Origin of the sequence: Propionivibrio sp. (genome assembly GCF_047602565.1) — a bacterium.
GTDB lineage: Bacteria > Pseudomonadota > Gammaproteobacteria > Burkholderiales > Rhodocyclaceae > Propionivibrio.
Map to the genome: position 1 here is coordinate 148036 of NZ_JASGGX010000001.1, position 26853 is coordinate 174888.

28 protein-coding genes are annotated in these 26853 nt (G+C 55.6%); 11 read left to right on the forward strand and 17 right to left on the reverse strand.

The features are described 5' to 3' along the window. The first annotated feature begins 2 nt into the window (after positions 1-2). From QM701_RS00695 to QM701_RS00715, 5 genes are all read left to right on the forward strand, one after another. Positions 3-794: an SDR family oxidoreductase gene (locus QM701_RS00695; RefSeq protein ID WP_415165193.1), complete on the forward strand. Its 792-nt coding sequence runs from the start codon at positions 3-5 to the stop codon at positions 792-794. 45 nt (positions 795-839) lie between these two features. Then, positions 840-1829: an ABC transporter substrate-binding protein gene (locus QM701_RS00700; RefSeq protein WP_415165194.1), complete on the forward strand. Its 990-nt coding sequence runs from the start codon at positions 840-842 to the stop codon at positions 1827-1829. 21 nt (positions 1830-1850) lie between these two features. Then, positions 1851-2645, forward strand: a complete 795-nt coding sequence (locus tag QM701_RS00705; protein ID WP_415165195.1) for an ABC transporter ATP-binding protein — start codon at positions 1851-1853, stop codon at positions 2643-2645. Between the two features lie 80 nt (positions 2646-2725). Then, positions 2726-3448 carry an ABC transporter permease gene (locus QM701_RS00710; RefSeq protein WP_415165196.1) on the forward strand — a complete coding sequence of 241 codons (723 nt, stop codon included), beginning with the start codon at positions 2726-2728 and terminating at the stop codon, positions 3446-3448. Between the two features lie 320 nt (positions 3449-3768). Then, on the forward strand, positions 3769-4326 hold the full coding sequence (locus tag QM701_RS00715) for a hypothetical protein (protein ID WP_415165197.1): 558 nt from the start codon (positions 3769-3771) through the stop codon (positions 4324-4326). Positions 4327-4338: 12 nt separating this feature from the next. Here the strand turns inward: QM701_RS00715 and QM701_RS00720 are convergent, their stop codons facing one another. Together QM701_RS00720 and QM701_RS00725 are read right to left on the reverse strand one after the other, a co-directional pair. After that, a complete protein-coding gene (locus QM701_RS00720) occupies positions 4339-4842 on the reverse strand; it encodes a DUF2726 domain-containing protein (RefSeq protein WP_415165198.1) in 504 nt (167 codons plus the stop codon). 30 nt (positions 4843-4872) lie between these two features. Beyond that, the gene (locus tag QM701_RS00725; RefSeq protein WP_415165199.1) at positions 4873-5703 is read right to left on the reverse strand and encodes a hypothetical protein; all 831 of its coding nucleotides are present in this window, start codon (positions 5701-5703) and stop codon (positions 4873-4875) included. Positions 5704-5788: 85 nt separating this feature from the next. Between QM701_RS00725 and QM701_RS00730 the strand changes: the two genes are divergently transcribed. From QM701_RS00730 to QM701_RS00755, 6 genes are all read left to right on the forward strand, one after another. Continuing rightward, positions 5789-6217 (forward strand): hypothetical protein, encoded by a 429-nt coding sequence (locus QM701_RS00730; RefSeq protein WP_415165200.1) that lies wholly within the window; start codon positions 5789-5791, stop codon positions 6215-6217. A 64-nt stretch (positions 6218-6281) separates the two neighbouring features. Next, positions 6282-6584 (forward strand): hypothetical protein, encoded by a 303-nt coding sequence (locus QM701_RS00735; RefSeq protein WP_415165201.1) that lies wholly within the window; start codon positions 6282-6284, stop codon positions 6582-6584. Then, the gene (locus tag QM701_RS00740) at positions 6581-7075 is read left to right on the forward strand and encodes a hypothetical protein (RefSeq protein ID WP_415165202.1); all 495 of its coding nucleotides are present in this window, start codon (positions 6581-6583) and stop codon (positions 7073-7075) included. Before QM701_RS00735 ends, QM701_RS00740 begins: the two co-directional genes overlap by 4 nt. Further along, on the forward strand, positions 7068-9401 hold the full coding sequence (locus QM701_RS00745; protein WP_415165203.1) for a hypothetical protein: 2334 nt from the start codon (positions 7068-7070) through the stop codon (positions 9399-9401). The genes QM701_RS00740 and QM701_RS00745 overlap by 8 nt, the downstream gene beginning before the upstream one ends. Next, positions 9382-9810, forward strand: coding sequence for a hypothetical protein (locus tag QM701_RS00750; protein ID WP_415165204.1), 429 nt, complete (start codon positions 9382-9384; stop codon positions 9808-9810). Before QM701_RS00745 ends, QM701_RS00750 begins: the two co-directional genes overlap by 20 nt. A 358-nt stretch (positions 9811-10168) precedes the next feature. Then, positions 10169-11485, forward strand: a complete 1317-nt coding sequence (locus QM701_RS00755; protein WP_415165205.1) for a hypothetical protein — start codon at positions 10169-10171, stop codon at positions 11483-11485. A gap of 284 nt (positions 11486-11769) precedes the next feature. On the opposite strand, the gene QM701_RS00760 is transcribed toward QM701_RS00755, so the two are convergent. The 15 genes from QM701_RS00760 to QM701_RS00830 all read right to left on the reverse strand — a co-directional run bounded on the left by QM701_RS00760 (position 11770) and on the right by QM701_RS00830 (position 26839). Then, positions 11770-13458, reverse strand: coding sequence for a hypothetical protein (locus QM701_RS00760; protein WP_415165206.1), 1689 nt, complete (start codon positions 13456-13458; stop codon positions 11770-11772). Positions 13459-13644: 186 nt separating this feature from the next. Continuing rightward, entirely contained in the window at positions 13645-14466 is an 822-nt protein-coding gene (locus QM701_RS00765) for a toll/interleukin-1 receptor domain-containing protein (RefSeq protein WP_415165207.1), read from the reverse strand. Between the two features lie 147 nt (positions 14467-14613). Continuing rightward, on the reverse strand, positions 14614-16404 hold the full coding sequence (locus QM701_RS00770) for a DUF2326 domain-containing protein (protein ID WP_415165208.1): 1791 nt from the start codon (positions 16402-16404) through the stop codon (positions 14614-14616). After that, positions 16397-16648 carry a hypothetical protein gene (locus QM701_RS00775; RefSeq protein WP_415165209.1) on the reverse strand — a complete coding sequence of 84 codons (252 nt, stop codon included), beginning with the start codon at positions 16646-16648 and terminating at the stop codon, positions 16397-16399. The genes QM701_RS00770 and QM701_RS00775 overlap by 8 nt, the downstream gene beginning before the upstream one ends. A gap of 29 nt (positions 16649-16677) precedes the next feature. Next, complete coding sequence (locus QM701_RS00780) at positions 16678-17604, reverse strand: hypothetical protein (RefSeq protein WP_415165210.1); 927 nt, start codon at positions 17602-17604, stop codon at positions 16678-16680. A 45-nt stretch (positions 17605-17649) separates the two neighbouring features. Next, the gene (locus QM701_RS00785) at positions 17650-17805 is read right to left on the reverse strand and encodes a hypothetical protein (protein ID WP_415165211.1); all 156 of its coding nucleotides are present in this window, start codon (positions 17803-17805) and stop codon (positions 17650-17652) included. 321 nt (positions 17806-18126) lie between these two features. Further along, the gene (locus tag QM701_RS00790) at positions 18127-19443 is read right to left on the reverse strand and encodes a GNAT family N-acetyltransferase (protein WP_415165212.1); all 1317 of its coding nucleotides are present in this window, start codon (positions 19441-19443) and stop codon (positions 18127-18129) included. Between the two features lie 102 nt (positions 19444-19545). Continuing rightward, positions 19546-20667 (reverse strand): nucleotidyltransferase family protein, encoded by a 1122-nt coding sequence (locus QM701_RS00795; protein ID WP_415165213.1) that lies wholly within the window; start codon positions 20665-20667, stop codon positions 19546-19548. Further along, on the reverse strand, positions 20664-21548 hold the full coding sequence (locus QM701_RS00800; RefSeq protein WP_415165214.1) for an HprK-related kinase A: 885 nt from the start codon (positions 21546-21548) through the stop codon (positions 20664-20666). Before QM701_RS00800 ends, QM701_RS00795 begins: the two co-directional genes overlap by 4 nt. Positions 21549-21577: 29 nt before the next feature. Beyond that, the gene (locus tag QM701_RS00805) at positions 21578-21859 is read right to left on the reverse strand and encodes an HPr-rel-A system PqqD family peptide chaperone (protein WP_415165215.1); all 282 of its coding nucleotides are present in this window, start codon (positions 21857-21859) and stop codon (positions 21578-21580) included. A 44-nt stretch (positions 21860-21903) separates the two neighbouring features. Continuing rightward, on the reverse strand, positions 21904-22563 hold the full coding sequence (locus tag QM701_RS00810; RefSeq protein ID WP_415165216.1) for a hypothetical protein: 660 nt from the start codon (positions 22561-22563) through the stop codon (positions 21904-21906). A 231-nt stretch (positions 22564-22794) separates the two neighbouring features. Further along, positions 22795-23574, reverse strand: coding sequence for a S1C family serine protease (locus QM701_RS00815; RefSeq protein WP_415165217.1), 780 nt, complete (start codon positions 23572-23574; stop codon positions 22795-22797). 16 nt (positions 23575-23590) lie between these two features. Further along, positions 23591-24508 (reverse strand): transglycosylase SLT domain-containing protein, encoded by a 918-nt coding sequence (locus QM701_RS00820; RefSeq protein ID WP_415165218.1) that lies wholly within the window; start codon positions 24506-24508, stop codon positions 23591-23593. Further along, entirely contained in the window at positions 24489-25571 is a 1083-nt protein-coding gene (locus tag QM701_RS00825; RefSeq protein ID WP_415165219.1) for an SDR family oxidoreductase, read from the reverse strand. Before QM701_RS00825 ends, QM701_RS00820 begins: the two co-directional genes overlap by 20 nt. After that, on the reverse strand, positions 25559-26839 hold the full coding sequence (locus QM701_RS00830; RefSeq protein ID WP_415165220.1) for a nucleotide sugar dehydrogenase: 1281 nt from the start codon (positions 26837-26839) through the stop codon (positions 25559-25561). Before QM701_RS00830 ends, QM701_RS00825 begins: the two co-directional genes overlap by 13 nt. Between the last annotated feature and the right edge of the window lie 14 nt (positions 26840-26853).

The following is a 26853-nucleotide window of genomic DNA, read 5'->3' on the forward strand; positions in this document are numbered from 1 at the left end:
CAATGCCCCGGGTCCTGCTGATCACCGGCGCCTCTCGCGGCATCGGCGCCGCCACTGCCGTGCTGGCCGCCGAACGCGGTTTCGACGTCGCCGTCAATTACCGGCGCGACGCCGAGGCTGCCGGGCGCGTGGTCGACGCCGTTCGCGAAAAAGGCCGGCGCGCGGTGGCGATCCAGGCCGACGTCGCTGTCGCGGCCGACGTGGAACGCCTGTTCAAGACGGTGGATGAGACGCTCGGCCCGCTCTCCGCGCTGGTCAACGGCGCCGGCATCGGTTCCGGCGGCGCCCGCGTGGAGGATACGGACCCCGTGGAACTGGAGCGCCTGTTCCGCACCAACGTGATCGGCCTGATCCTGGCCTCGCGCGAGGCCGTCCGCCGGTTGTCCACGCGCCACGGCGGGCAGGGCGGGGCGATCGTCAACGTTTCCTCCATGGCCGCCACCATCGGCGGCCGCCCCGGCGCCTCGCACTACGCGGCCAGCAAGGGCGCCGTCGACGCCTTCACCACCGGGCTAGCCAAGGAGGTCGCGGGCGAGGGGATTCGTGCCGTCGCCGTGCGCCCCGGTTTCACGCGCACGGACATGACCCGATCCTGGTCCGCCGACCCGCAGCTGTTCGCCGACATCGCCGCCACCATTCCCTTCGGCCGGCCGGCGGAAGCTGCCGAGATCGCGCGGCCCATCGTCTGGCTGCTGTCGGAAGAAGCTTCCTTCGTATCCGGCGCGCACCTGGATATCTCCGGGGGAGGTTTCTTGATCGGGGCCGGGCGGCCTGAGCGGCCACGAAGAATATGAAATTGCACGGAATGCGGTTTTTTAACTACTGAAGAAGAGGATGTCATGAAAGTAAAAGGATTGATTCTGGCGCTACTACTCGAAGCCTCCGCGATGCTTTCTCCCGTATCGGTTTCCGCGGCTGAACCCATCAAGGTGCGTTTCGGTGTCGACTCGCATGTGTTCAGCACTCAATACTGGGTGGCCAAGGAGAAAGGATTCTTCGAAAAAAGGGGAATCGCGCCTGAAATATCGGTTTATTCGTACGGAATCGATACGATCAATGCCGCGCTTCTCGATCAGGTCGATTTCGCCGAGGGGTACGATTTCGCCATTCTTTCCCGATTGTCCGGCGGGGATCTGAAGATAATTTCCTACATTCAGCACATCAAGGCCGAAGCCAACCAAGTGGTGGCGCGCGACGGAATCACCAGGCCCGAGGAATTGGCAGGGAAAAAAATCGGCGTACAGAAGGCAACGCAGAACGAGTACGTCGTTCACAAATATCTCGCTCGATTCGGGCTTGAAGGCAAGGTGACGAAAGTCGGCTTCACGTCGAATCCGGAAATATTCGCCGCATTCGATCGCGGCGACATCCAGGCGACGATATTCAATTCGACGTTCCTGGAAAAAGCCTTGAAGATCAAGGGAGTCAAGGTAATCAACACCCAGGCCGACATCCCCCACGCGGGGAAAGGCTTCGCGCTGGTGACGGGCAAGTTCCACAACGCCCACCCCGAAGTCACCCGCAAGGTCCTCGAAGCGCTCGACGAGTCGACGAGATTCATCCTATCGAATCCGAAAGAGGCGGCGGACATAATCTTCAAAACGGTCAAGATTCCGAGGGATGTCCTTCTCGATGATCTGCAGGAGAAAAACATTCTTCTGGATATCCACTTCACTCAGGACGAGTATCGCCAACTCAGGGATATCGGCGAGTATTCCGTGAAGAACAACCTCATCCGCGGCGGCTACAACCTTGACGACCATATCCTCCTGGAGCCGCTTCGCTCTGTCCTGCCACAAAAAGTCTCCGTCGTGCAGGGCAAAAAATAATCCCCTCAAATGGAGATCGACATGTCGACCGGTTTGATTGAACGGAACAAGTCCGTTTCGATATTGAATCTCGGAAAGTCGTTTCGCGCACCTTCAAGAAGGCATGAACAGGTGCATGTGCTGAGCGACGTGAATCTGCATCTCGAACAGGGCGACTTCTACGTTCTTCTCGGTCCGAGCGGCTGCGGAAAATCGACACTGCTGAATATCATCGCGGGATTCATCGACAAAACGGAAGGTGATCTGGTGGTAAACGGCAGGCACACGCAACGGCCCGGCGTCAACCGTGGAGTCGTGTTCCAGCATCCCGATTCCTCTCTCTTCCCGTGGCTGAATGTCCGGGAAAACATCGAATTCGGATTGCGCATGCGTGGAGTAGGGCGCCGGGAACGCGAGGATACGATAGACAGGTTCATCGGGCTGGTGGGACTTTCCAGCCATGAGCACAAATTCCCCAGCGAGATCTCCGGCGGCATGAAACAACGGGTGCAGATCGCCCGGGTCCTTTCAAACAATCCTTCGATCATGTTGATGGACGAGCCGTTCGGAGCGCTGGACGCGCAGACGCGAAGGCTGATGCAAAGGGAGCTCGTCCGCATATGGCAGGCAACGGGCAACACAATAATATTCGTGACCCACGACATCCAGGAGGCCGTCCTGCTCGGGCAGCGGATCGGGATCATGTCGCGTTCGCCGCACGCGACCATCCGCACGGATTACGAGATTGATCTCCCGTATCCGCGGGACGAGACAAGCCCCGAGTTCAGCGCGTGGTACAGAAAAATCCTCTTTCACTTCGAAGACTACACAATATAGGGGCAACCGTAGCACGTATGGTCAAGGCTATATTCACCAAGCTTCTCAGGGCCGGGGTGATCTCCTGGATTCTGTTTGTCGTGGCATGGCAGATCATTGCCTCATGGTTTTCGAAGCCGGACTATCTACCGGGGCCGATAACGACGGTAATCGGATCGTTTGAACTGATCGAGGACGGCTCGCTGCTCAGCTTTTCCTTGATAAGCCTTTCCCGGGTCGTGCGCGGATGGCTGCTCGGCGTGAGCATCGCGCTCCCCTTGGGGCTTCTGCTCGGGCGCGTACGCGCCGCGCGGCTGCTGATCGAACCCTATCTGGACTTTTTCAGATTCATCCCGGCGCTTGCGTTTCTGACGTTGTTCGTGCTCTGGTTTGGCATCGACGATCTGTCAAAGGTCCTGCTGATCGCGTACGCGACGACTTTCATCATCACGATCAATACGGCGGCGGGCGTTTTCGCGCTCGAGGAAGACAAAATCAGAGCCGCGCGGTCGCTTGGCGCGAGCGAATTCCAGATTCTGAAGCATGTCGTCGTTCCGGCGACCATCCCGTATATCTTCACGGGAATGCGCATAGCGATGGGGAATTCCTTCGCCGCCATAGTCGGAGCCGAAATGATCGCCGCCAAGGAAGGGCTTGGGTACCTGATCTGGACATCCCGGCTTTACTTCAGAACGGACTGGGTGTTCATCGGGATAATTTTCCTTGGCATCCTCGGCTTCATCGCCGACCGGGTTCTTCGCTTTACGGGAGCGCGGGTTTTGAGGAAGTACGGCATAAAACATGAGTCAAATTTCAAGAATTAGCCGAAAGTCACCTGTGACCATTTCGAAGTCCTCGATACGGCCGAGGGCAACGCAGGGTTCTTCTACACTAAACGCGAGACCGTTTGATGGAACACATGTTATGGATAATACCATCTACTAAAGTTTACATAATACAAATTATGCGCTTATTTAACCACTCCAGGAGAACGGTTTTCATACCATCGTCACGCATCAACGTCAGTTAATTCGTTCCTCGCTTTTTGCCTTCGGCATCGGAGAAAATACCGCCTTTCGGAAAACAATAATTTAAGAACTATTTGTTTTCCGTCAAAAAGATTTGTCGATTTTTGGCGGTAATCATGGGCAGCCCCCGCTCCGGCCATCAGGCCGCTTACGAAAAATGGTTCGCCCGGCACGAAATCGCGCGGAAAAAAATGCGCATCGGCCGTGGCATGAAGGTTCCCGGCGAACCCCCGATGCCGCCCGGACCAGAAGACGTCCGGATCATCCTGCAGGAGAGCTTGCGCTACGTCGGCGAACGGCGCGCCGCACTCCTGTGCAATGTGCACCGCACCACGATCAAACGATGGCTGGACGGCACCGTTCAAATCCCGCAGGCCGCCTACGACATGATCCGGTTCCATGCGGAAGGCGTCCCGCCCGGATGCGGCGACGGCTGGCGCGGTTTTTCCTGGTCAGGCAATACCTTGACCTGCCCGGACGGCCGAACGACGCTCACAGCATTCGAGATCGCAGGCATCGGCTACAAGAACACCCTGATTGACGTGCTACGCGAGCGCATCCAGCAGCTGGAGCTGCAACTGGTGGAAATGACTACCCGCGTAAATTGGGGTTCGGCGAACGATGCTTATTCGCATGGCCAGGACGTGCGTTCCAAAGCTTTCAACCCCAAGTAAACAAATACCCACCTAACCAACAGCCCCAACGCTTGCCTCAACTTGCACCGGCTTCGGCCCAAAAATCGATTCACGAATCATAGTTTCGTTCGGTATATCGGACACCTTGAACCGAACAAGCTTCACACCCGCATCAGACAATGCCTTGTTTTTCTTGTCGTCAGCACGAATTCTGGACTCTTTAAGATGCGAGGAATCATCCAGCTCAACAGCAGCAACAACGGAAAAATTCTTGCGGCAGATCAGGAAATCAAGACTCATACGATTGATTCGATTGTTCCATTCGTGAAATCTAGCACCTTTTTCAACTCCCAACACGCGCGACAGCTGAACCTGAGAGAGAACGACATAGTCAGGCAAGGCCGTAACAAGTCGATGAAAAAGAACTTGTTCCGGTTGAGTCAGAATCTTTTTCACATAAAACGGCCATCGGCCTGAGGCTGTTTTTTTCTTCAAAAAAACACTAATCAAGGCTACCAAAAGTAATAGAACAATCAGAAAAATAACAACTTTCATATCTCCCCCATGAAAGCATGAAAAAACTAATCAGCTACCACACTTCAGCCGGTAAATCTCATCATTGACCTCACGATGCCGCCGATTCAGCTCATCGCTATTCCGCGTTCTCTGCCAATCGATGATCTGTTTCTTTTCTTCCCATAGCAGCTTGCAAGTCTTTTCATTGTCACGCTTGACTTTAGCGGCCTCACGGCGATCACGTTCGCGCTGATCCTGAAACTGGCGATCTGCCGAATTCAGCCGGTCCTTGAGGTATTGGCCTTGCTGCCGCTGATCGTTTGTCAACACTTGCGTGGTATTAACCGGAGGCATGTCCTGCGCATTAACACGCTTGGTTTCATTGGCCCCTTGTTCTTCACATCTTTGATCGGAAAAGATTTTCTTTCCGTTTTTCACACAATGGTAAATAGCGCTTTGCGATAGCGCGGCAGAACTGAAAAGCCCAAAAAGCACAGCAAGAAAGGTTTTCATGTTAGGTGGCAAAAAGACGAAATCATAGCGCATCCCTTCGGGAACGCGTGCTGCCAGGGGTTCCGTCGCTACGCGACCGGCTTCGCCGCCCTTCTGCCCGCTTGCGCCTACGCGCTCCGCTTGCTCAACAGCAGACGGAAGCACGCCGCTACGCGGCATCGAGTCGGGCCTTGCGGCCCTTGTGGTTTGCGGAAACCGAGACGCCTTTGCGCCTTCCTTGGCCGTGAACCGTCCTAAACGATTGCAGCGCCCTAAAACGCCGACGAATACCACGGGGCAAGCGGAATTCAAGGGCCGGAAAAAAACGGTAATGCGTGTTTTTTTCCTGAAATCCTCGCCCGTTCGGTCCTCGCTTCGCTCCGGTCCGCATGCGGCCTCCGGTTTCACCCTTGATTTCCGCAAGCCTGCCCCGTGGTATCCGACGGCACGGGCACTGCAATCAGGACGGATCACAACCAAGAAAGGAGAAATCATGCAAAAGCAATCTCAACCGCAAACCACCAACAACCCCAAGGAACGGGATGCATCAGTCCAGATCAGGGCAGGAAGGCATACGCCGGGACCGTGGAAAGTAGATGCCAATTGCGGAGACGCCGGCGGGTTAGTGGTTTTGGCTGCAAACAACGACCGTATTGCAAGAGTCTGCTGGTACGGAAAGCAATCGGAAACTCCGGGGGCTGAAAAAGACAACGCCCGACTGATCGCGGCCGCACCGGAATTGCTGGAGGCAGCGGAACAGCTGATCGAAGCCTTGCGAGCTGGCCCGCCCAGAGTCATCGGATACGACAGAGACGGCGCAAACCAAAAGGCTTTTAACCACGGATGGAACTCAAACGCCGACCGCCTGTATGAACTGGCCAGAAACGCCCGTGCCGCGATCGCAAAAGCTCGCGGTCAATAGAACACAAAGACCGGGAAACCGGCCTTCCAGAACACCCCAAAAACTACTGTATAAGGACACGAAAATGACTGACAAAGCAAGATATCTGCGGAATGGACTCAGAATGGAAGCAAAAAAAGAACATGAAGAAAACGGATGGAACATTCCTGACGAAAACCTCGATAGCTACTGCATAGGACGCCTATCGGTGATCACCAGCGACCTAACCAACAGCGATAAATACGCCCGAGAAAGAGCAAAAAAGAGAATCCGCGAACTGGTCAAAATCGGAAAGGAGGCGGAAGCAGAAAAACTCACGCCAGACAATGACAACGAACTTCCCGGCATGTGGACTAAATCCGACTTTACCGGAGGGCAATGCGGATGAAAGCAGCTGACCGGTCGGCCGCCCTCACGGCCGAACTGCCGGGCATGCCTCGCGCTGTACGGCGAGGACGCCCACCCAAGGCCAACGCCATGACTGACGCGGAACGGACCCGAAAATACCGACAAGCCAGAAAACCCATGAAGATCGGCGAACGGATGGCAACCACAATCCGACGGTTCGCGCAGGAATTCGATTTGACCGAGGACGAAGTTATAGCGCACCTCCTGCGCTTCGCCTTATGCAACCGCAACTGGCAACAAACATCTTGCCCGTCCAATCCAGTAACCGCGTGCTACGGGTGCTACAAGTTCATGCCTCTCAACGATCTTGATATCCACCGCCAAGTGCTGGCGGACTTTAGGTCAGTAGTGTCGTTCTTCTCAGAAGCATCGAGAGGTGACGAAAACTCGCCAGCTTACCTTCAGTTAAAGCGGACAATATCTAACGTGCAATCGATAATTGCGGAAATTGAAGGACGCGCAGATGAATGAGCATTACCGCACGTATGTCGATTTTGGCCGGCGCCTGGCAAGCGATCGCGGAATTCTCTGGGACGTTCGGCTCCAGGACGACGGAATGGCAGTGCAGGAAGATGCGTGGAACATCACGCAGTTTGTGAACGACTCCCCTCCCCCTGTCCACTGGGTGCGCGATTTCGGTCTCGATGTAAAGGCCTTGCAATCCATCAACGAAAAACGTGGACAACAGAACCTCACTGCGCTCGAGAAAACACCGCTATCACCTGCTTGGATCGAGTTCTTCAAGGCAGCGGTCGTCGAACAACTTTTCTTCAAGAAAAACACGACGGGACACGTCATTCAGAATGTTGCCCGGCCATTGAGGGTGTTGGCGACTGCTGCGATGGGTCGCGAACCCTGGGATTTGCGGCTGGACGATATTGCGTTTGCTTATGACGTGGCGAAGGGTATTCAGGCTTCCGGGAAATTGGCCGACCTCGTCCTTGGACTCGTGAAAACACTGATTGACGCGAACCATATTGCCGACGTTGGCCCCCTCTCCCCTTTGTTATCGTTCGAGCGCCAAGGCGTTAGAAACAAACGAGCCCGACACACAAAATCTGTGGATGAGCTACGTTCTGATCTCGTGGCCCGAAAACACGCCGAGAAACTCCCTGAACGTCGTGCATTCTGGGAGCTGGTGCGTATTGTTTTCACAGAGAATCCGAGAACTTTTCTTGATCAACTTCGATTTGCTCAAGCCAAGGTGATCCTACTGTGTGGGCTTCGTGTGGGTGAGGCCAGTCTACTGCCAGCGGACTGGAAGCGCGTGCGCGAGTATTACGACACTTCCGGTCGCGCGGCCGGCGAACTTGGCGGGTACTCAAAGGCGCTGATGCTGCGGCATTTTGCCGAAAAGCAGCAGAGCGAAAACGCCGATAGCGTCGCATTGTTTGAGGCAACTCAATATGTGCCGGAGATGTTTGAGGAAGTTCTGACAGAGGCGCTTGATCAGTCTGTCAGATTGACGCAGCCTTTGCGGGAAACACTTCGACGCCAAGTCGAGGAAAACCGAATTCTCCCGTGGTTTCAACGCGATCAGCTGATTTCCGCCGTTGAACTCTACCCTTTCCTCACTGGAAATCCTGTGTTGCTGGGCCTATCTGACGACGAGCAGAATATGTGGCAAACCAAGTATCGGGCCGGCTTTAACTATCAGTACTTCGATGAGCTCTACCACAGTCAATTGAAGCAATTGCGTTTCACCTCCGTCGGGCTGTCTCCCGCGCTCTATGTCTTCTATCATCGGCTCAAGGGCAAGATCGCGTTCCGCCAAAAGGATGGATCTCTTTGGCGGAATGCCCGAATGCAATGGGCGGAGGTCTTCTTTCGCGTGGAAGAGATGGAAGACTATCTCGCGGGAATCCAGACGAAACTCTCTGATCAGTCGCCTTTCCGTTTGTCGACCGGCGATGAAATCAAACCGTGGGATCTCATGTTCTTGATGCCAAAACGCGCACTTGCTGAAGGGCGAAACGATGGGCTCTGCGACATCACTCGGTACTATTCGGTCGGCCGTTTTAGTCCTGAGATGATGATGCTTTCCCTCTCTGGAAAAGAGAATGATGGCTACCCTACCCTCTTCTCTTGCTACGGAGAGAATGATGAAGATCGATCATTGTCGTTAAAACCGCATTCCTTGCGACATCTACAGAACACCGAGCTGTTCAGGCTCGGCGTTGCCGACACGATCATCACCAAACGTTTTAATCGCAAAAGCGTCGCGCAGAGTTACGAATACGATCATCGAAGCTTGGCTGAGGATCTTGAGCAAATCGAGCTGTCGCAAGAGGTTGAGATTGCATTGGGAAGTAAGGCGGCGACCGTCGCGCGCCTGATAAAAGCTGGAAAGGCAACTGGCCCAATCGTCGAAGCATTCAAGAAGATCCAGCAAACGCGGGGCGATGACGACGCCTTCGAGTTCCTGAAGATCGAGGCCGATGGATTTCATTCAACGCCCTATGGGCATTGCATCAACAGTTTTACCGTTGATCCTTGCCCGAAGCATCTTGAGTGTTTCGCCGGGTGTCGCCATCTAACGGCGACCGACATGCCGAAACAGCGGCAGCATCTTATTCAACTTGAAGGACGATTCAAAAACGCCTTGGAAGCCGTTGCCGCACGTCCTGCCAATACGATTGGCAGAGACAATCAATTGATACACGTAAAGAACCGCCTGGAGGCAGTTCGGCAGGTACTGGCCACACCGCATGGCCATGCCGTTTTTCCAGACGGAAAAGACTTGTCCGAGTCCAATACGCAACCAAGGAGTGTGCTTGATGTCCGCCCAGAGCTCTGATGAAAAGCAGCCTGCTGACACGGCTTTGATTGAAATCCTTGAAGGCTTGCTGGAACGTAACGAGGACATCACAGCACGTGCTGTGGCTCGCTTACACCCAGCTATTGGTCACGCATCCACCATCACAAGAAGTCCGGAGCAGTTGGCACTGGTCAGTCAGTTTCAGATGAAGCAGCGGGAAATCCGCAAACACTTGGGTCGCCAGACAAAGCGATCTAAAGAGAGCATCGCGGCCGAATTGGCAACCAAAGATCAGCGAATTGCCGAACTAGAAAAACAAGTCGATATCCTTCGTGCCTCTCACATCGCCATGATTCGGGCCGTTGGGGAAATGGGGGGTATGAGCAAATGGATGAAGTTTTATGAGAATTTCAAGGAGGTTCGCAATCAACTGGACATCTCGCCCTGATTGGATTCAGCTTCTGGCTGAGGGCTTGTTACCTCACAAAGCCTAGGCTCGGATTGGCGTAGGCCAAGGAGCCAGATTTAGATCCGGGGTACTTGAGATTCCGCTGGTTCTGGTTTTCAATCACCGATCAGTGAGCAGGCAACATAGTAGAACTGCCATTCCAGGCGAACTCGCCGGCGGGTCCTTTACCAATACCGATCGTGAGTATCACGCCGGATTCGGGACGGCTATGCGCGGCTTGATTCACGCGCTGTTTTCTGTCGATCCAGATCTGGTGCGGAAACGTGCCGTGAGCACTAGCCCTATCTTCTGCCGTCGTTTAATGTGGTCCGTCCAACGATAAGAAGGAGGAACAAGATTGCAGAACCATACGACACGCCCGCGGCCCGTTTACCACCTTGGAAACGCGGAGCACGCGGAGGATTTAATCCGCGCGGTCGGTGAGGCGTTCGATGTCCGTTGGCTGAGTCAGCATGGCACTCATCGGATCGGATCGGTTTGGGCTCGACGGGATCCACTCGCGTCATCGGAGCTTGTTTGCTTTGGCAGTGCTTTGGTACGCGTACGGGATCTCGCACCAGGGTGGCTTAAGAAGACCGTTCGGCGCATCAAAAAATCTCCTGCCGATGCACACGGTCTGATCTCCGAGATTCTGACGTTCGGACAATTGTCAGTGCCCGATGGTTCGCTCGAGTTGGCAGTCGATAGTCAGCCAGGTTTTGACGCCATCGCGCATCATGGGAATGGATGGAAGCATTTCATCTCCGTAAAGAACCACGACATATCGGACAAGGAAAAACAGTTCCAGCAGGCTGGGCGTCGAATCCGCAAAGCGTGGCAGAACCGGATCGGACTGGAAAAAAGATCGGGAGGGGTTGTTGTGATCTCCCAAGTTCCGTTTGAAGCACATCACGAGGCCGCAGTTGTTGAGCTATTAAAAAGTGAGTGCGCGCCAGACGGCAGGCGGTTGCTATTCGATGAAGCGATATACGTGAGTTGGGGAGGCCCCTACAATCACATTCAACCGTTAAGTACAGCACGCCTCTCGGATCACATTGTCGTCGTTGCTGCCCAACCCACTAGTGAGCAGGACCGTTTCAAAACTGGTTTGCGAAAGGCCATACAACAGATTGAAAAGCACACCCCCAACGAACCGAATACCTGCAGAATCGTCCATATGCGGGTTCACGAAAGCGCGGACCTCGGCCTACTCGAAGCATTGGCAAACGAGCTTGCAGCGCAGCCAGCTTATGCCGTGGATGGAGTATTTCTGTTACAACCCAGTCTGCTTCACGACGCAGTGAGCTCGCAAGTTCTCCACACAGTGAGGATGGGGGGAGCAGGACGAAAATTCATCCAATTTGCTCAAAGTCGCGCCGGAAGTCACACCACCCCGTACACCTACCAATTCGGTGTCGGTGCGTTATCAGATAAGCCTTCCCAAATACAACTAAGTGGTCCGCTCGGCTCTAGTGTTACGTTGCACCCTCACTCGTACGTTTTTCAGCAAGGTGACTATTACGTTGACGCGACGCCTGGCAAGGGTGGAGTACTCGAAGCAAACATCAGTACACCGGCGCCAGGGATTGCGATACACGCCGTCGCCAGGATTCAGGGAGGCGAGTTCGTTATACAGCCATTAAGTCCGGAATCTGATCGCCTGTACCTGCTTTAGATCGCGACCGGCATATGCCCTATGCTTCGTACCATACTGGCGGAGAAAAGTAGCCTTTCAGGGATGAAGAAAAATGAATGGCAGCAGCCACACCCACTGCAGCCGCACGGTTCGCGAGAGCTGAACGGCCGCATTGGCCGAGGCCCGATCGTCGGCCAATACTGCCATTGAACTCCTAGCGAAACTCAGGCTGTAACGTGGCGGTTACATACCTTTGTCACGCATAGTAGTCTGAAGGGCCGTTTGCCGTTCTGCGTTAAGCCGATTGTTATGCGGCATGTAGCCTAGTTTTCATGGGGTTCAGATTTCTCGAAGAGATATTTACCTGTGAACCAAACCGCTCGCCCGAGGTTGTGGATAAGCTGCTCACCTTGCCTTAGATACGAGTTGCTTTGGTCAATGCCTGCGAGCTTGATGGCATCCGTGACTTTTGATCCAGTCGGATGCGCATCACCGACGCGCATATCATAGGTGCCAGCAATTTCGGCAAAAACTTGGCGGGCTTTATCGGTTCCAACTTTCTGGGACAATATATCTTGCAAAAGCTTGTTTGAGCCGAGCTTTTCTTTCTCCGCGTGGATTGAAAGTTTGCGAAGGTCGCGAATATTGAGTCGGTCTGAGAATACGCGGACAAGCTCTTTCGCCAGTCTTAGCAATGACGCCTGGTCCCTGCTGTGGAAGCGAGACACCTGCTGCATCGCCGACTCGTCATCGATATCGTGGCTGAACAAGGCAACCCCGAACTTGTCGCGGAAGCCTTGTTCGAGCATTCGCATGCTCCCAAAGAGCTTTTCCTCAACCGCATGTGTAGACGCCGGTTGGGTCTTGACTTGCGCCGATAACAATTCTCCTGAGACCTTCCCGTCCGGAGCAACGTTATGGGCTGCCCAGATATGCTGCTCCCAAGCTGTGAGACGAGCGATGTCATAGGCGTAGACGGTTAGCAAGTCAGCCGAATTGATACCGAAGTGCGTAGCGTAGCCGGAAGTCGAGCAAATAGCACCAGTCTCTGCCGTGTACCACTTCAGGGCGAAGCCGCGGTGGCCTAGAAGGTCGGTCACTACACTTGAACGAAACCACAGCCATCGACCAATATCTTCGTTGTCCAATTCGGAAGACGCCATACGTTTGCCGTCAGTCTCGACAATAAACTGAGGGAGATTTGCGTCTGCATCTCCACGAACTCGCATGCTTCGGGATTGATGTTCAATCCATTCATCTCGCCAGAATTCACCCTCAACCCGAATACCTTCATAACCGCCACGTTGACCTTTCGAGCTTTCATGGCCGGTGTTGTGGTCATTTTCTGGCCCCATCACAGGAGCGTCTTCATCTTCATCGACGTCCGTTCGCCAGGCACGGAACATCGCCCAGCTCCCTCCGAAAACGTCACTAATGTCGCGGATGAGGAGTTCAAACCGGCCGCCGTCCCGCTCTTCTTGAAGTTCTGCCAGTTCTGCGTAGTCACTGCCTTCAAGCGATGGCACGTTTTCCACTCTTTGATGGTAATAGGAGAGGCGAAGTGAAAGATTTCTTGCGGCCAAATAGTCAAGGAGAAATTCTCGCTTGATCTCGATCAGTTGATGTTCGCCGCTTTCATTGAAACTCTCGCGGGCTACCACAACGAAATCCTCTTCAGGCCGAACCCAGTTCGCTCCCTCTTTAATTAGGCGGAGCGCAACTACCAAATCAGGATTCAATATCCATCGTTTTCCACCCACCACAGGCTGAAGATGTTCGAAGACGAGGTTGACGCCTATTGGCTCCTTATCGTTGTACTGGAATTGGTCGATGGACGCGTAATAACCGTCTTCATAAGCATAAGGCGCCACGGTATGCCCTATTCCAATATCGCTCCAGCCAAGGTGCTCCTCCACCAACTTCCGATGCTCTGGTGGAAATGCAGCAGACCCACAACCAAAATAGTCGCCAATATGGCCTACGTCTTTGACATCTCCCTTCTTGTTATTCACTGATGCCCTCAACGGAACCCAAGTTGCGCTCGCGAATGCTCGGCGAGTCTCTTTTTTTGGGTAATCCAATCTCTATTCATAGTCAGTCTTCCGCCATCAACTCAATGCAACGTGGATTCCTGTCACATAACGTGAAGGTCACCGGCGCCTTGCGGCTTTATCGTGCAGCGCCGGCGGACCAAAAGGCTAGAGCTTAAAGTGCTTTCGAATACTTGGAATAAGCTCATTTGCCAGGTCAGCCGAAGAAGCCTTTTCGGGAAGGCGGACATACTTCTTCATTTGAAGAAATAACGGTAGGTCCTCATGTGCAACAGCACTATCAACAGCGGTAAGTAGCAGTATGTCATGACCAGTACCGAAGCGAGTGAGGAAGCCCTCCATCTCTTTTTCGCACCAAGATGACTTTAGGAAATAGGGCGTAACGAAGAAAATCACCGCCCCGGATGAAGAAATTCCTTCCTGAATTGCAGTAACTATCGTTTGTCCATAGTCAATACTGACTTTGTCGTACCAAACTGGCAGCCCCTTTGCGGTGAGGTATGGGATGACATCTTCGACAAACGGCTTGTCATATGAGGCATGGCTGATGAAAACTGGTAAGGTTTTCCCAAGGGGGCGCATCGAAATCACCGTCGCGATCTCTGATCGCTCTTTAAAGCGGAACAAGGACTCAGCAATATCGACACTGTCGGGTTGAGCCGCGGTTGCCATGTTGAATCGCTTCCTCCCTGACTCGGCAAGCAGCTCATCCATCGGGATGTCGGGCCTATATCGGGCACCGCATGAGCGCAACAAGTCTCTCATCGCCTGAATCTGGTTGTCAGTTGGTCGCTCATACCCAAGAACAACAAAGAATTCCAGGTTGTATGGATTGCTGTTGACGAATAGTGCACACATCGCCAATTCGTCTGCATTCTGATCTGCTAGAAGGGTTTTAAGCACACGGAGAACCCGGGAATGCTCGCCGTAATCGCATTCCCAAACAAAATCGCGATGTTGGAGTGTCATGAGGCCTGTAAAAAAGTAGTTGAGTGGTCGAGATAAGCCGTTATCGCGAGTGGAAGAAATATTCTTTCAATATGGCGCCAAGGTTCCCCGCCTAGTCTTTCTATCTCCTGCCATCAGGAGCAATCAGAAATGGCACACCTTAAAGCCCTAAACGAATGCACGCTTGAAGATCATTCCTGAATCGCTATCGGTATATCGAGCAACAACAGCGCCATCCAAGCTGAAATCAAATGTTCCATCAAGTTCTTTGCGCTCTTCCGGAATGTAAATTTCGTCCTCGTTGAACGTCACGATGTACTGGAATCCAGGATACAACTGGCTTTGTCGATGAACGTAGTTGAGGGTGTTAACCATTGTCCGTTTGGCAATGCCATGAAAAACACCATCATGAACCAAGAATCGGGGAAGTTGCCGTTGTGTCCTGACGGAATGCAGGAATACTAATAAGTCGTAGGCGACAAGTTTCAAATTGAAACGCCCAAGAGCGTCCGACTTGGGTACTTCAATTCCAACATTAAACGGGATTTGGTTGCGCCTAGTATTAGAAGTTGTTGACACGTCAAAATAGGCGGAAGCACTAAGATCAGAGCTTGTCAAAATGGCGTTATCGACGATCTCTCTGAACAAGGTGCGAAGAGCATCCAGCTTGTCTTCGGCACCTTGAATGTCTTCATAAATCGATACCCGAGCCTCAGAGATGTCAATATCAATCTTTTGAAGCTCGCCATTGGTCTCATCGATTCTGTGCAGTATTTGGACGTTCTTCTCTAAAGCGGATTTCTCGGCAGCTAATTCTTCGTAAGTGTTGGCAATGCTATCTAGCTCACCCTTTTCTTCAAGTTGGTGCAGGAGGGCCGCGCGCTGGTTCTCTAGAGCTGTGATTTCTAACTCAACCTCACGCAAAGATGACTCAATATGTTTTTCTCTTTCGAGGTTGTGGCGCAGGCGATTTTCTATAAGGGTTTTCTTAAATTCGATAATCTCGTCCAACTGCTTCTTTACCAAAGCGGCAAAGGCAGTTGAAAGCTCTTCGTACATTGATGTTACTTCAGCAACATCAATATTGAGCGAGGAAACGCTCAATTCACGAAGACGCTTGAGCTTTCTTGATAGTGAGTGAAAGGTCTTTAGCCGATCGTTGATTTGATCATTGATGGTAGAAAGGCTAGCTTCAATCTCCTTGTACTTTTCAAGGAACTTGTAGTCGCGTAGGCTCTTCTCCAAAAGCGATACCCGTTGCTCAAGAACCAAGCGCTCAGATTTGAATTCTGATAATTTCTTGCCGGTTGAGCGTTCGATTTGTTCCGTCAGTGTTTTGACGAATTTTTGTTGATCGCGATAGCGCTTGAGACGTGAACCATATTCAAATAAAGCATCGTTTGGCAGCCCAAGCAGAAAGAAGTTGTATGCGAATTTCTCATGCGCCGTAGCCCGATACGGGAAAAAGTCAAGCGGGTCGGATCGCTGCCTTTGGTCCAGATCGTCCTTCACGAAAAAATTGAAGAGGGTGCGGAACCTATCCCCTTCATAACGAACCGATTCGTCAGTGATTGGAAACATCTTGTCGATTAGGATGGATCGAATTTCGCGAATTTCGTAATCGGACAATCTGTTCGGGCTTGTGCCAAACTCGATGATTCCCTTTTTCTTGCCAAAACTACGGCGGATATAGTGACTCTCGCCAAGAATTTTCAGCTTAAGCGTTATGGTATGGTGCTCGTCGCGAAGGAAGTCGTATCGTTTCTGAGCAAATAGTGTGTCGGCGCCCTCGGACAGCAAAGCGTAATCGATCAAGCGGATGAGGGATGATTTGCCGATCCCATTGATACCGCTTTCCTGCTTATTCCGTCCGTATTTTCCAAGAATAATGTTAAGCCCATGTCGAAACTCAACCTCCTTGTTCAGCAGCCCGGAGTCGGAGTACAGTTCTTCAAGCATAGGGGGGCATTTCAAAGGAAAGTTGTTCTACTCGGTGAATAGCGGATTCATCGAGGCGAAGGCGTGAATTCTCCTGCTCTATGTAGCCAAGGGCGAAAAGGAATGTCACTGAGTTGATAAACATATCCGGTGTTCTGCGCTTGTCTTTCTTTAGGAAATCTTCCATTAGCAATGCAGCGAGAACGAAACTCCCACGTTTTTTTAGGAAGCGAATAATGTCTGCCGCCATGACCATAATGTTCATCGACAGGTCGCTTTCCGGGTGCGGTAGGATCAAAGTACAACCTCAGCAACGTGTGATCCCGATTTCTCGGCGGGGGTCTGCGTTCCGATCAGGCATTGTTCAAAAATCCAGAAGAGCAATGCCCGAATGATGTCGCGGTATTCGCCGTCATCGACGCTTGAATACTTGCCAAGATATTGAAGGGTCAGGTTGTTGATCTTCACAGCAAAAGAATCGCCATAGGCTGATACGTAGTCGTTTCGAATTCGGCGCTTGATTCGCTTCTTCTCTTCGTCATCAAAAGCCTCGAAGGCACTCGCAATGGCGACGAAATACTCTTCTTGTAGATCGCTGTATTCCTGATCGACGGTATCGACTTCATGGGGGGCAAAATTTAAGCGAATCTTATCGGTCACGTAGAGCGGTGAGTTGTATTCGATTACCCCATCGCCGTCTGCATTTTTAAGGATGTCTTCCAATAGCCCACTAATAACATCCAGCGAAAGCAGGTCGGTAGAAATCTTCAGGCTCTCAACAACCTTGCGACGGCTTGCGCATGTAAGCTCGTTGTTGATCATGTGGAGAATTGCATCAATTCCCATGACCGGACTTCCGGCCTGTAATTCGTCAACAAATTTGATTTCGTGTGGCGCAGGCTCTCGGTTGATCACCACGATCCAGTTGGGGTACGTGACGTGCCAGTTTTGCTTGTAGGAAGTGTGGTCGCCCTGTACCTTTTTCTCGAAAGCTTTTTTCACCTTGGATGGAGCTTGCCCATCGGGCCCCCAACAAGCTATCACTGCGTTCTTGGAGAAGATAATCCCGTCTGCGCCGCCATCCTTTACCCGGCGTGTGGCCATGAAGCCATCTGAACCGTAACGATGGTGCATAAGTTCGACAACGAACTCTTGGAAATCATCGCCAGTAAGGCTGGAAACTTGCAGGCGAAGCTGATTCTGGAGTGCGTCCCGGATCATTATTCCCCCTAAAGAGTTGTTTTTAGCTATTTGAAGTTGCGTATTTTAGACCTGATCATCCCCTGAATGAAGCAGAATGGGCGCGCCAAGGACGACGAGTTCAGGGGTTCCCGAGCCGGTTGGGTTGGCAGGCGCGGCTGCCAGCGTCGCAAAGCGGGTCAGGTCGACGTTCCCCCAGATTTCATGAATGATCGTCAGCAAGGCATTCAGGACCGCGATCCATTCGACGGCTGGGACGGTAGCTTTGAATCAGAAGCGACCGACAAGGACGCTGACTGACGACCGCGTGTCCGGTCTGGCGCGCTCGCGGTGTTGCATCAGACGTCGGGATCTTGGTAATTGCTGTTGCGTTGTCGCGTTAATTGCACGCAACAAAGAGGTTGAGTGTTGTTTTGCAACGATTATTTTGTACAAATCGACCCGCAATTTACATGCTGCGGCTTATTGGAGATGCAACACTTTCCATTATTACCTAGATTGCGATTTACGACTATCCCAGTCGTCCCTTTCCCCGTACCCAAATCATCCATGCAAAAACCGGGTCGGAGTTTCGAGATCGGAATACGTCTTGCTGTGATAAAGCGCCGACACGAACTTACGCCACAGGAGATCCGGTTCTCCCAAACTGAAACCGTAGAAGCCGTCGGCTCCATTGTTGTTGCCGCGCAGCGCCAGGGAACGTATGTGTGAAATGTCGCTGCGCCCGAGTTGCACGACCGTTTCGAACCAGACATTCAGCGGCAGCGGCTTGTTGGCGCGAGCCTGGAAGCCATAGCGCGATACTTCGATGACTTCGATGGGGATTCCGTGGCCTTCTTCCGTCCCCTGTCCCTGTACGATGAGTTTCGCCGGACACCTCACCGAGAAACGTTCATGGCGCCGGATAGGAATGGCGTCGGCCCCCGTCGAGAGTTCAGGAAGGACTTCTCTGTAGTCGGGCAAATCGTAGATGGTGTGCAGCAGTACCTTTTTCCTGGCGCTCAGATTCCGGAACGTATCGGTGCGAACGTTGAAGAAATAGTCGATCAGGTCAGGCGTCAATACCGGATCGTTCGTGGTGTAGAAGCGCCGGTTCGGAAATTCGATATTGGGCAGTTTGATTTGCGTGAAGTAGGCGTAAAGGTTCCGGTGCGGCGGTTTGGAGGCGTAGTGCTTGCGGAAGATTTCCGGGGCTTCCTTGAGATCGAGCGTCGCTCCGACGGCGGGAGCGCCATTCACGAAGTCATAGTTTTCCACGACGTTCGCCGTGAGCCGTTGAAAGAACAGCAGCGACTCATACATCTCGATGTGGCTGGGATTGACGGCGATGACGAGATGTCGCGTATCGAAGAAGGTCGTGCAGTACTCATACATGAACTTCATCAGCGGGAACAGGATGCTGCCGCCGGTTCTGCGAAACCCCTTGTGCACCGCTAGTGCGGATACTTCGGCAATCTGCCCTTTCTTTGCCCGGACGGCGCTCAGATCGAAGATTTTCTGCAGCGGAACGCCGAGGGCGCTCTCACGAATCAGAGAAATGGTTCCCACCACCTTGCCGTCGTATTTGGCGCACAGCGTGGTCGTCGTCGGCAAGGCGTGATAGATCGTCACGCGCATTCCGGACGGATGCGGTTTCATGAAGCCGCTGTCCACATAAGCGTCGTGCAGGAGCTTGAAACAGGCCTCCAGCTCCTCGCGGGTTTCGGCGATTTTCAGGACCAGCCTGGGATTCGGGGACGGGTTGCAGTCGGCGAATGAGCGAAACACTTTGAAGCGCTGACTCTTTGGCAGCCACGAGACCGCTTTCCTGGAGGCCTGATGCACCATTCTGCGCGCGACCAAACGGAGTCTTTTCAGCATCTTGCGCTCCCCCATGCCTGCCAAATTCCCGGTTTCATCATACTAGCTTTGCCGGGAAAACAAAGCCTGAGCTTCCGCCGGACTTCGAGTCCGGCCTCTGTCTCATCGTTGCTCGTCGTTCGTAAACGGTGCTTCCCATGATGCCGGCGTGGAACGGCGGACGGCCTTGTGCAGCAGATGGTATGTAAGGAGAGGAAACGGCATGCGGAGCCAGTGCGAGCGGACGTAAAGCGCGCCTCGCGCGAGAGGCGTCCCGGCCGTGTTGCAGCTCGCATGCGCCGGCCGCAATGCGCGCCGATAACAGAAGTCCGTGAGCAAGGACGTTATGGGGGCAGGTTTCCCCGCCTCGGTCGTCGCCTCGACGACGTCCGGAGGAATCGGCGTTTCCAGCAGTTCGCCGCAAAACCTCGCCGCGTAATGGAGCGGGCGTGTCAGCCCCAGTTCTCGGGCGCGCGGCACGACCCTGCTCCAGAAATCCGGATTTTTTCCGAAATGCCTGAACAGGCTGTCCAGATCGAAAAGATCGCGCAAACCGTTGTCGAGGCTGCCTTCATGAAAGAGATGGGCCGCGCTGTGCAGCAGCATGTTAACCGGCTCCAGGACGAAAAGTCCGTCATGTCCGGGCAAGGCAACGCTGTTTCGGAAGAGCGCCGGAGTGTTGACCTTGAGCCGCGCCGTCTCGGGCAGGATCGCGTGATGCACGTCGATGTTGGTACCTCGCCGGATATGGCGCATTGGCGGAATCTCGTGCATCCATCGGCGGTAGTAACGCTGATCGTACTCGTCGTGATGCGTTCCCTGCCATCCGTTCAACATCAGCCGGCTTTCGACCGCAGCGAGGCGGGATTTGGGCACCAGGATGTCGATGTCGGAAAAGGTTCGTCCATGCGCTGCCGGCAGATCCGCCATGACGTAGGCGGCGCCTTTCAGGAGAATGACGCCTGTTTCGGCGACGACGCCTTCCAGCGCCGCGAGGATGCACCGTACTTCCCAGCGCATCGCCTTGTCCTGCCTTTCGACCATGCGCAGCGCGGAAACCAGGTGCAGACGCGACCGCTGGGGAACGGCGCCAAGCAAACCCGCCTCGATCAGCCGATACGCCAGACGCGCCAGCAGATTGGCGCGTCTGCCCTGCCGGATCAGCAGATCCCACTCCACCTCGGACAAACGCAGCGATTCCCGCGGCTCCAGCAAAGCCGTCACGATGAGATCGCGCGGCATCATTCGGCGCCTTCCGCCTGCAGCGCGTCGAAGGCACGCACGGCATCGTCCAGATCGCTGTACGTGAAACGAAGGCAGCGACAGGCATCGATCAACCGCCCCACCGCTGAGAATCCATGGGTACCGTGAATGTCGTAATTGAACGACTGCTGGGCGAGCAGCATGAAGGTTTCCGCCTTGCGATGCGCCTCCAGCAGCGGGGACGACTCCGCGGAATAACGCGGCACGACGACCCAGGCCGGCCGCGCCGGACGCTCGACCATCCCGACGCTTCCCGCCGGCGGGCGCATCAATGCGATCGTCCCTTTGCTGGTATCGCTGACGGGGCGCGTCATCACGACCTCCGGGGCAAACCGCTGGATGATGCCGATCGAGGCGTTCTTCAGATTGACCGGACGGCACATCCCGTACAGCAGGTTCGTGTCCATGTCGAGGAGCGCGAGTTCGTCCGAGAGAAGACGCCAGCCTCTGGTGACGAGCGCCGCGCAAAGCGTGCTCTTTCCGGCGCCCGGCGGGCCGGGCAGGACCGCCGCCCTCCCCCCTCTTTCGACGACCGCGGCGTGGATGATCAGGTACTGGTGGCTATGGGCGGCGACACACCAGTTCAGGCCCCACTCCAACATGGCGAACGCCTGATTCGCAGGCAGCGGGATGAACGAGGGCCGTCCATCGAAAAAGAAACGGGCTCGCGCCCGGATTCGGCCGAACACACCCGAATCGTAGAGGACGGCGACGTGGAAATCGGCAAACGAATCAACCGCGCGAATATCGAATTGCGCGTACATCAACCCGATGTCCCGGGCAACGCTCTCGATATCGGAGCGTACGCGTACGACGAAAGGCTTCAGATCCAGCAATAGCTCGCCGCGCCGGAGGAGCGCCACGAGTTCCTTTTCCGAATGGTCCGATACTTTCAATTCTGATGGGCGGACACCAGCTGGATATCCTGGAGTTGGGACAAGACCTCCCGGATTATATCCAGCGCGGCGCCGGCATCGTGATCCCTGAAAGCGTCGGCCAGGTGCTCGTACACCATTTCCGGAGTGCGGGGAGCGGTTTCCAACAACCGGAGAACCTCGACCGCCAGGGCGCTGACCAAATGGGTATCGCCGCTGGCGCCGCTATAGACGACTGCCAGCTCGTCGTCCCAGGAGTAAAACTGGGTCTCTTCGGGCGAAACGAGTGTCCAGGCCACCCTTTCGCGTTCCGACCGGTCCGTCGCCACCCTCGAATCGGCGATCAGGGCGTCGCGATCCAGTTATTCTGGAGGTATTGAACGATGTCGCTCTGGCTCCACACCACGGACGCCAGATGCGGCGGGCTGTACGATCCGCTGGCCATCGTTTTCAGCGTCTGTAGGGAGATGCACCTGCTGATGGAAGGAAGAAGATACGCGTTGAGCTGGGCGACGACGATTGTTCTCTGGAAAAGCGTGCTGTCCCTGCTCAGGAAGTCCACCACCTTGGCGTCCGTCTTGACTCCCGGCGGCAACACCAGCCCTTTGCCCTGGATGGCCGACATCTTGGCCTTTTTCCAGTACTTGTCCTTGTCTTTTTCGTTGTCGCTGAATCCCAGCTTTGCCCACGGCTTGCCGAGACCGGCACGAGCGGTGTTGTTCTTCCAGTTGTCTATGGTCCACGTCTCGTCAACGTAGGAGTCGTGCCCCGCATTGGTCATCAGGCTGGTGGTCGGGTCCAATTGCTCGGACCCCCAAGCCGACGGAGATTTGCAGTGCCATGCCAGAACGGGACGGCTCGCCAGAGTCAGGACGATCGGCGCGAGTCCCACGCCTTTCTTGAGCATCCGCCGCCGTGCGGAACCCGTCGCCGTATCCACGGACTCGGGTACGTGTGGCGCCAAGTTGCTTTCTTGTTCAGGTGTATTTGCCTTGTCACTCATCGCGGATCCCTAGTTTCTGAATCGGGCTGTTGAGCCACTATAACGACATCCGGGGTACTCGGATGTGATCTATGGCACAGTTCTGTGGCACCCCATCCATGCAAAATCTGTACCTGATACTTAAAACCCTTCTCTAACCATCTATTAATAATGATCTTTTTCAGCGCCCGAATCTTCGGCCTGTGGATCGCAATGAGGATGTGTAAAGTTTAGCGACAGTCTGTTTCGAGTTCACTGTCCAAGCAGTTCCCGCAAATAGACTACCGGTATGGCGAAGCTTATCCCCGACGGTTGGGAAAGCGAGGATTCTTTCGTGCCCTTGACGAAGACCATGTTGATGATGCCGATGACCTCCCCGGTATCCATATTCAAAAGCGGTCCGCCACTGTTGCCGGGATACGCCGTGCCGTCGAGTTGATAGATATCGAAGGTGCCGCTTTTCAGGCGCCGGATCACCTTCTCGGTGAGCTGCTGCGCCGTCGCGCCCGGTAGCGCAATGGGCGTGATCGCCGAAATGATCGCGCGGTGCGTGACCGGCGTCAGGCCGAGCACCGCGCCGATCGGGAAACCGATGAACGCCACCTCCTGCCCTTCCCTCACCGTTTCCTTGCTGAGGGAAATCGGTGGCAGCGGCGGCCCTTCGATTTTCAGCAATGCCAGGTCGTGGGATTTGTCGATCTCGATCAAGCTCGCCGTGCGCTGCTGCGACTCGCTGCCTCCCGAGGGAATCCGCACCACCAGTGCTTCGCTGCCCGACGCGGACAACGATTCCGGAATGACGTGGGCGTTGGTCGCGATCACGTTTCCCGTGCCCAGGACGAAGCCTGTTCCACGCATACCGAAAGCGGGACTCCGGGTGCGGTCGAAGGTGCCGACGGCAACGATCGAGGGCTTGACGCGCTGGATCATGTCGGGCAGCGGCGAGGCGATTGCCGGAAACGCCAATGCCAGCACGGTCAGGACGACCGCAAGCATCTGGCCGAATGCGCGCCGGAGTCTGTCGTACGGCATCGTGGCCTCCCCTGGATTACCCTTGCCGCTTGTTGGCACGGCGAATGCGCGGAAGTTCCGGCGAAGGGTCGGTGATCTGCGGATCGAACGGATGCTCATCCTGCTCGAACAGGTGCAGAATCCGGCCGACGTAATCCCGCGTTTCCGCATACGGCGGAATCCCGCGATATCGGTTGACCGCGCCCTCCCCGGCGTTGTACGCGGCGGCGACCAGCGAAACGTTGCCTTCGAAATAGGCCAGCAGCCAGCGCAGATAGGCCATCCCGCCGCGGATGTTCTGTTCGGGATCGAACGGCTTCTTGACGTTGAAGCGCGCCGAAGTCTCGGGGATGAGCTGCATCAGGCCCTGCGCATTCTTGGGCGAGACCGCGGCCGGCTCGAAGTTCGACTCCGCGCGGATGACCGCCATGGCCAGCCGCGGGCTGATGCCGTATTCGGGCGCCAGTTTCCGCACCAGACCGAGTATCTTCTGCTGTACTAGGTTGTCCGCGCGGAACACGTAGTCGTCGTCGATGACCCTCTTTGCCGCAATCATGCAGTCGGGCAGCGGCGTCGCCGATTCGCCGACGAAACGCAGCATTTTCCTGGACTGTTCGTGCCCCTGGCGCGCCGCGAGCTGGAAGAACGCCGAGGCCAGTTCGTCGTTGTGCGGAACGCCACGCCCGTTCGCATACATCCAGCCGAGGCTGAACTGCGCTTCCGCATCGCCATGCCGGGCGCCGTCGCAATAAAGACTGGCCGCGCGCAAGGGGTCCTTGGGAACGCCTTCTCCATGTTCGTAGGAGCGCGCCTCCATGCGCAACAGCAGCAGTTCCTCCGGGCCGGGCCGGGCTGCAGACTTTTCCGCCGCCTGCGAGGAAAGGCAAAGCGGCACGATGATCGCCCCGGCCAACGCCGCCACAGCGGTGCGGGATTTAACGGAAGGAGCTCTCACGATCAGGCTCCACAGGCGCGGCCGGCGACGCAAGCCGCGCTAGGTACCAGGGCATGGCGACCCGTATTCCCTCCGCCAGCCTGTGCGTCGGCGCATAGCCGAGCAGCCGCGCCGCCTTGGCAATATCGGCCTGCGAGTGGCGCACGTCGCCCGCGCGAAAATCGCGATACAAGGGCGCGTCCACGCGCCAGCCGGGACGATGTTCGAGCAGGGCGTCGCGCAACAGCCCGAACAGCATATTCAGGGAGGTACGTTCGTTGAGGGCGATGTTGTAAACCTGGTTGACCGCCTCCGGATTCTCGGCTGTCGCCGCCAGCAGATTGGCCTGCACGGCATTCGCCACGAAACAGAAATCGCGGCTGGTCTCGCCGTCGCCGTTGATCAGCACGTCTTCGCCGAGCAGCATCGCCCGCGTCCAGCGCGGGATCACCGCGGCATAAGCGCCCTCCGGGTCCTGGCGCGGACCGAACACGTTGAAATAGCGCAGCCCGATCGACGCCAGACCGTAACAGCGGCCGAACACGTCGGCGTACAACTCGTTGACCCGCTTGGTGACGGCGTAGGGCGACAGCAACTGGCCGATGTTCTCCTCGACCTTGGGCAGTGCCGGATGGTCGCCGTACGTCGAACTCGACGCGGCATAGACGAAACGCCTCACGCCGGCGTCCCTGGCCGCCACCAGCATATTGAGGAAGCCGTCGATGTTCGCCGCGTTGGTCGTCAGCGGATCGGCCAGCGAGCGCGGCACCGAACCCAGGGCCGCCTGATGCAGGACGTAGTCGACGCCCTGGCAGGCGGTGCGGCAGTCGTCCGGCCGGCGGATGTCGCCTTCGATGAACAGGAATTTCCGCCATTGGGCCGGCGTCACCGCATCGCGGATTTCATCGAGATTGCGCCGATGTCCCGTCGCGAAGTTGTCCAGGCCGACCACCGTCTGATCGAGCGCGAGCAGGGTTTCGACGAGATGCGAGCCGATGAAGCCGGCACAGCCGGTCACCAGCCAGCGCGCCGGGCGCGACGGCAGGCCTTGCCGAAGCTGTTCGTAAGCGGTCAGAGGCGCCACACGGTGACTCCCCATTTTTTCAGCTGCGCTTCGTCGAACAGGCTTTTCACGTCCGTCAAGACGCCTCCGGGCTGCAATTTTTCCAGGTAGTCGGCAAGGGGCCGGTCCCGGAAAACCTGGTGCGCCACCGCGGCGACGATCGCTGCCGCCTTCGGCAGATCCTCCCAAGGCGTCAGCTCGACGCCGTACTCGTGCCCCGCCTCCTCGGCGTCCGCCACGGGCTCATGCACGATCACGCGCGCGCCGTAGGACTGCAATTCGCGGATGACGTCGATCACTCGCGAGTTGCGCAGGTCCGGGCAATCCTCCTTGAAGGTCAGGCCCAGCACGACGATCGGGGCATCCTTGATCTGCCAGCCGTTGCGCACGAGGTTCTTGACCGTCTGTTCGGCGATGAACTTGCCCATCCCGTCGTTGATCTTGCGCCCGGCCAGGATGACCTCGGGATGGTAGCCGAGCATCTCCGCCTTGTGCGTCAGGTAATACGGGTCCACGCCGATGCAATGGCCGCCGACCAATCCCGGCCGGAAAGGCAGGAAATTCCATTTGGTCCCCGCCGCCTTGAGCACCTCCTGCGTATCGATGCCGACGCGGTCGAAAATGATGGCCAGCTCGTTCATCAACGCGATGTTCAGGTCGCGCTGCGTGTTTTCGATGACCTTGGCCGCTTCCGCGACCTTGATGCTCGACGCCGGATAGACGCCCGCGGCGACGATGCTCGCGTACATTTCGCGGACACGTTCGAGCGTCTCGGGCGTGTCGCCAGACACCACCTTGACGATCTTGGTCAGCGTACGTTCCTTGTCGCCCGGGTTGATCCGCTCCGGCGAATAGCCGACAAAGAAATCGCGCTTCCATTTCAGCCCGGATTCCCGTTCGATGATCGGGATGCAGACTTCTTCGGTCGCGCCAGGGTAAACCGTCGATTCGAAGACGACGATCGCGCCGTGCTTGAGGTTCTTTCCGACCGACCGCGAGGCGCCGACCAGCGGACCGAAATCCGGCTGATGCGCCGCATCGACCGGCGTCGGTACAGCCACCACGATGAAGTCGGCTTCCGCCAGGGCGGCTGGATCGTTTCCGACTTCGAGCCGCACCGCCGCCCGCAGCTCCTCCTCGCTGACTTCGCCCGTGGGATCGATGAACTTCCGGTAATGGGCGATCTTGCTTACCGACAGATCGAAGCCGATCGTCCGCCATTTCTTGCCGAATTCCACGGCCAGGGGCAATCCCACGTAGCCCAGGCCCACTACTGCGACTGTCGTCATCCTCACACTCCCTT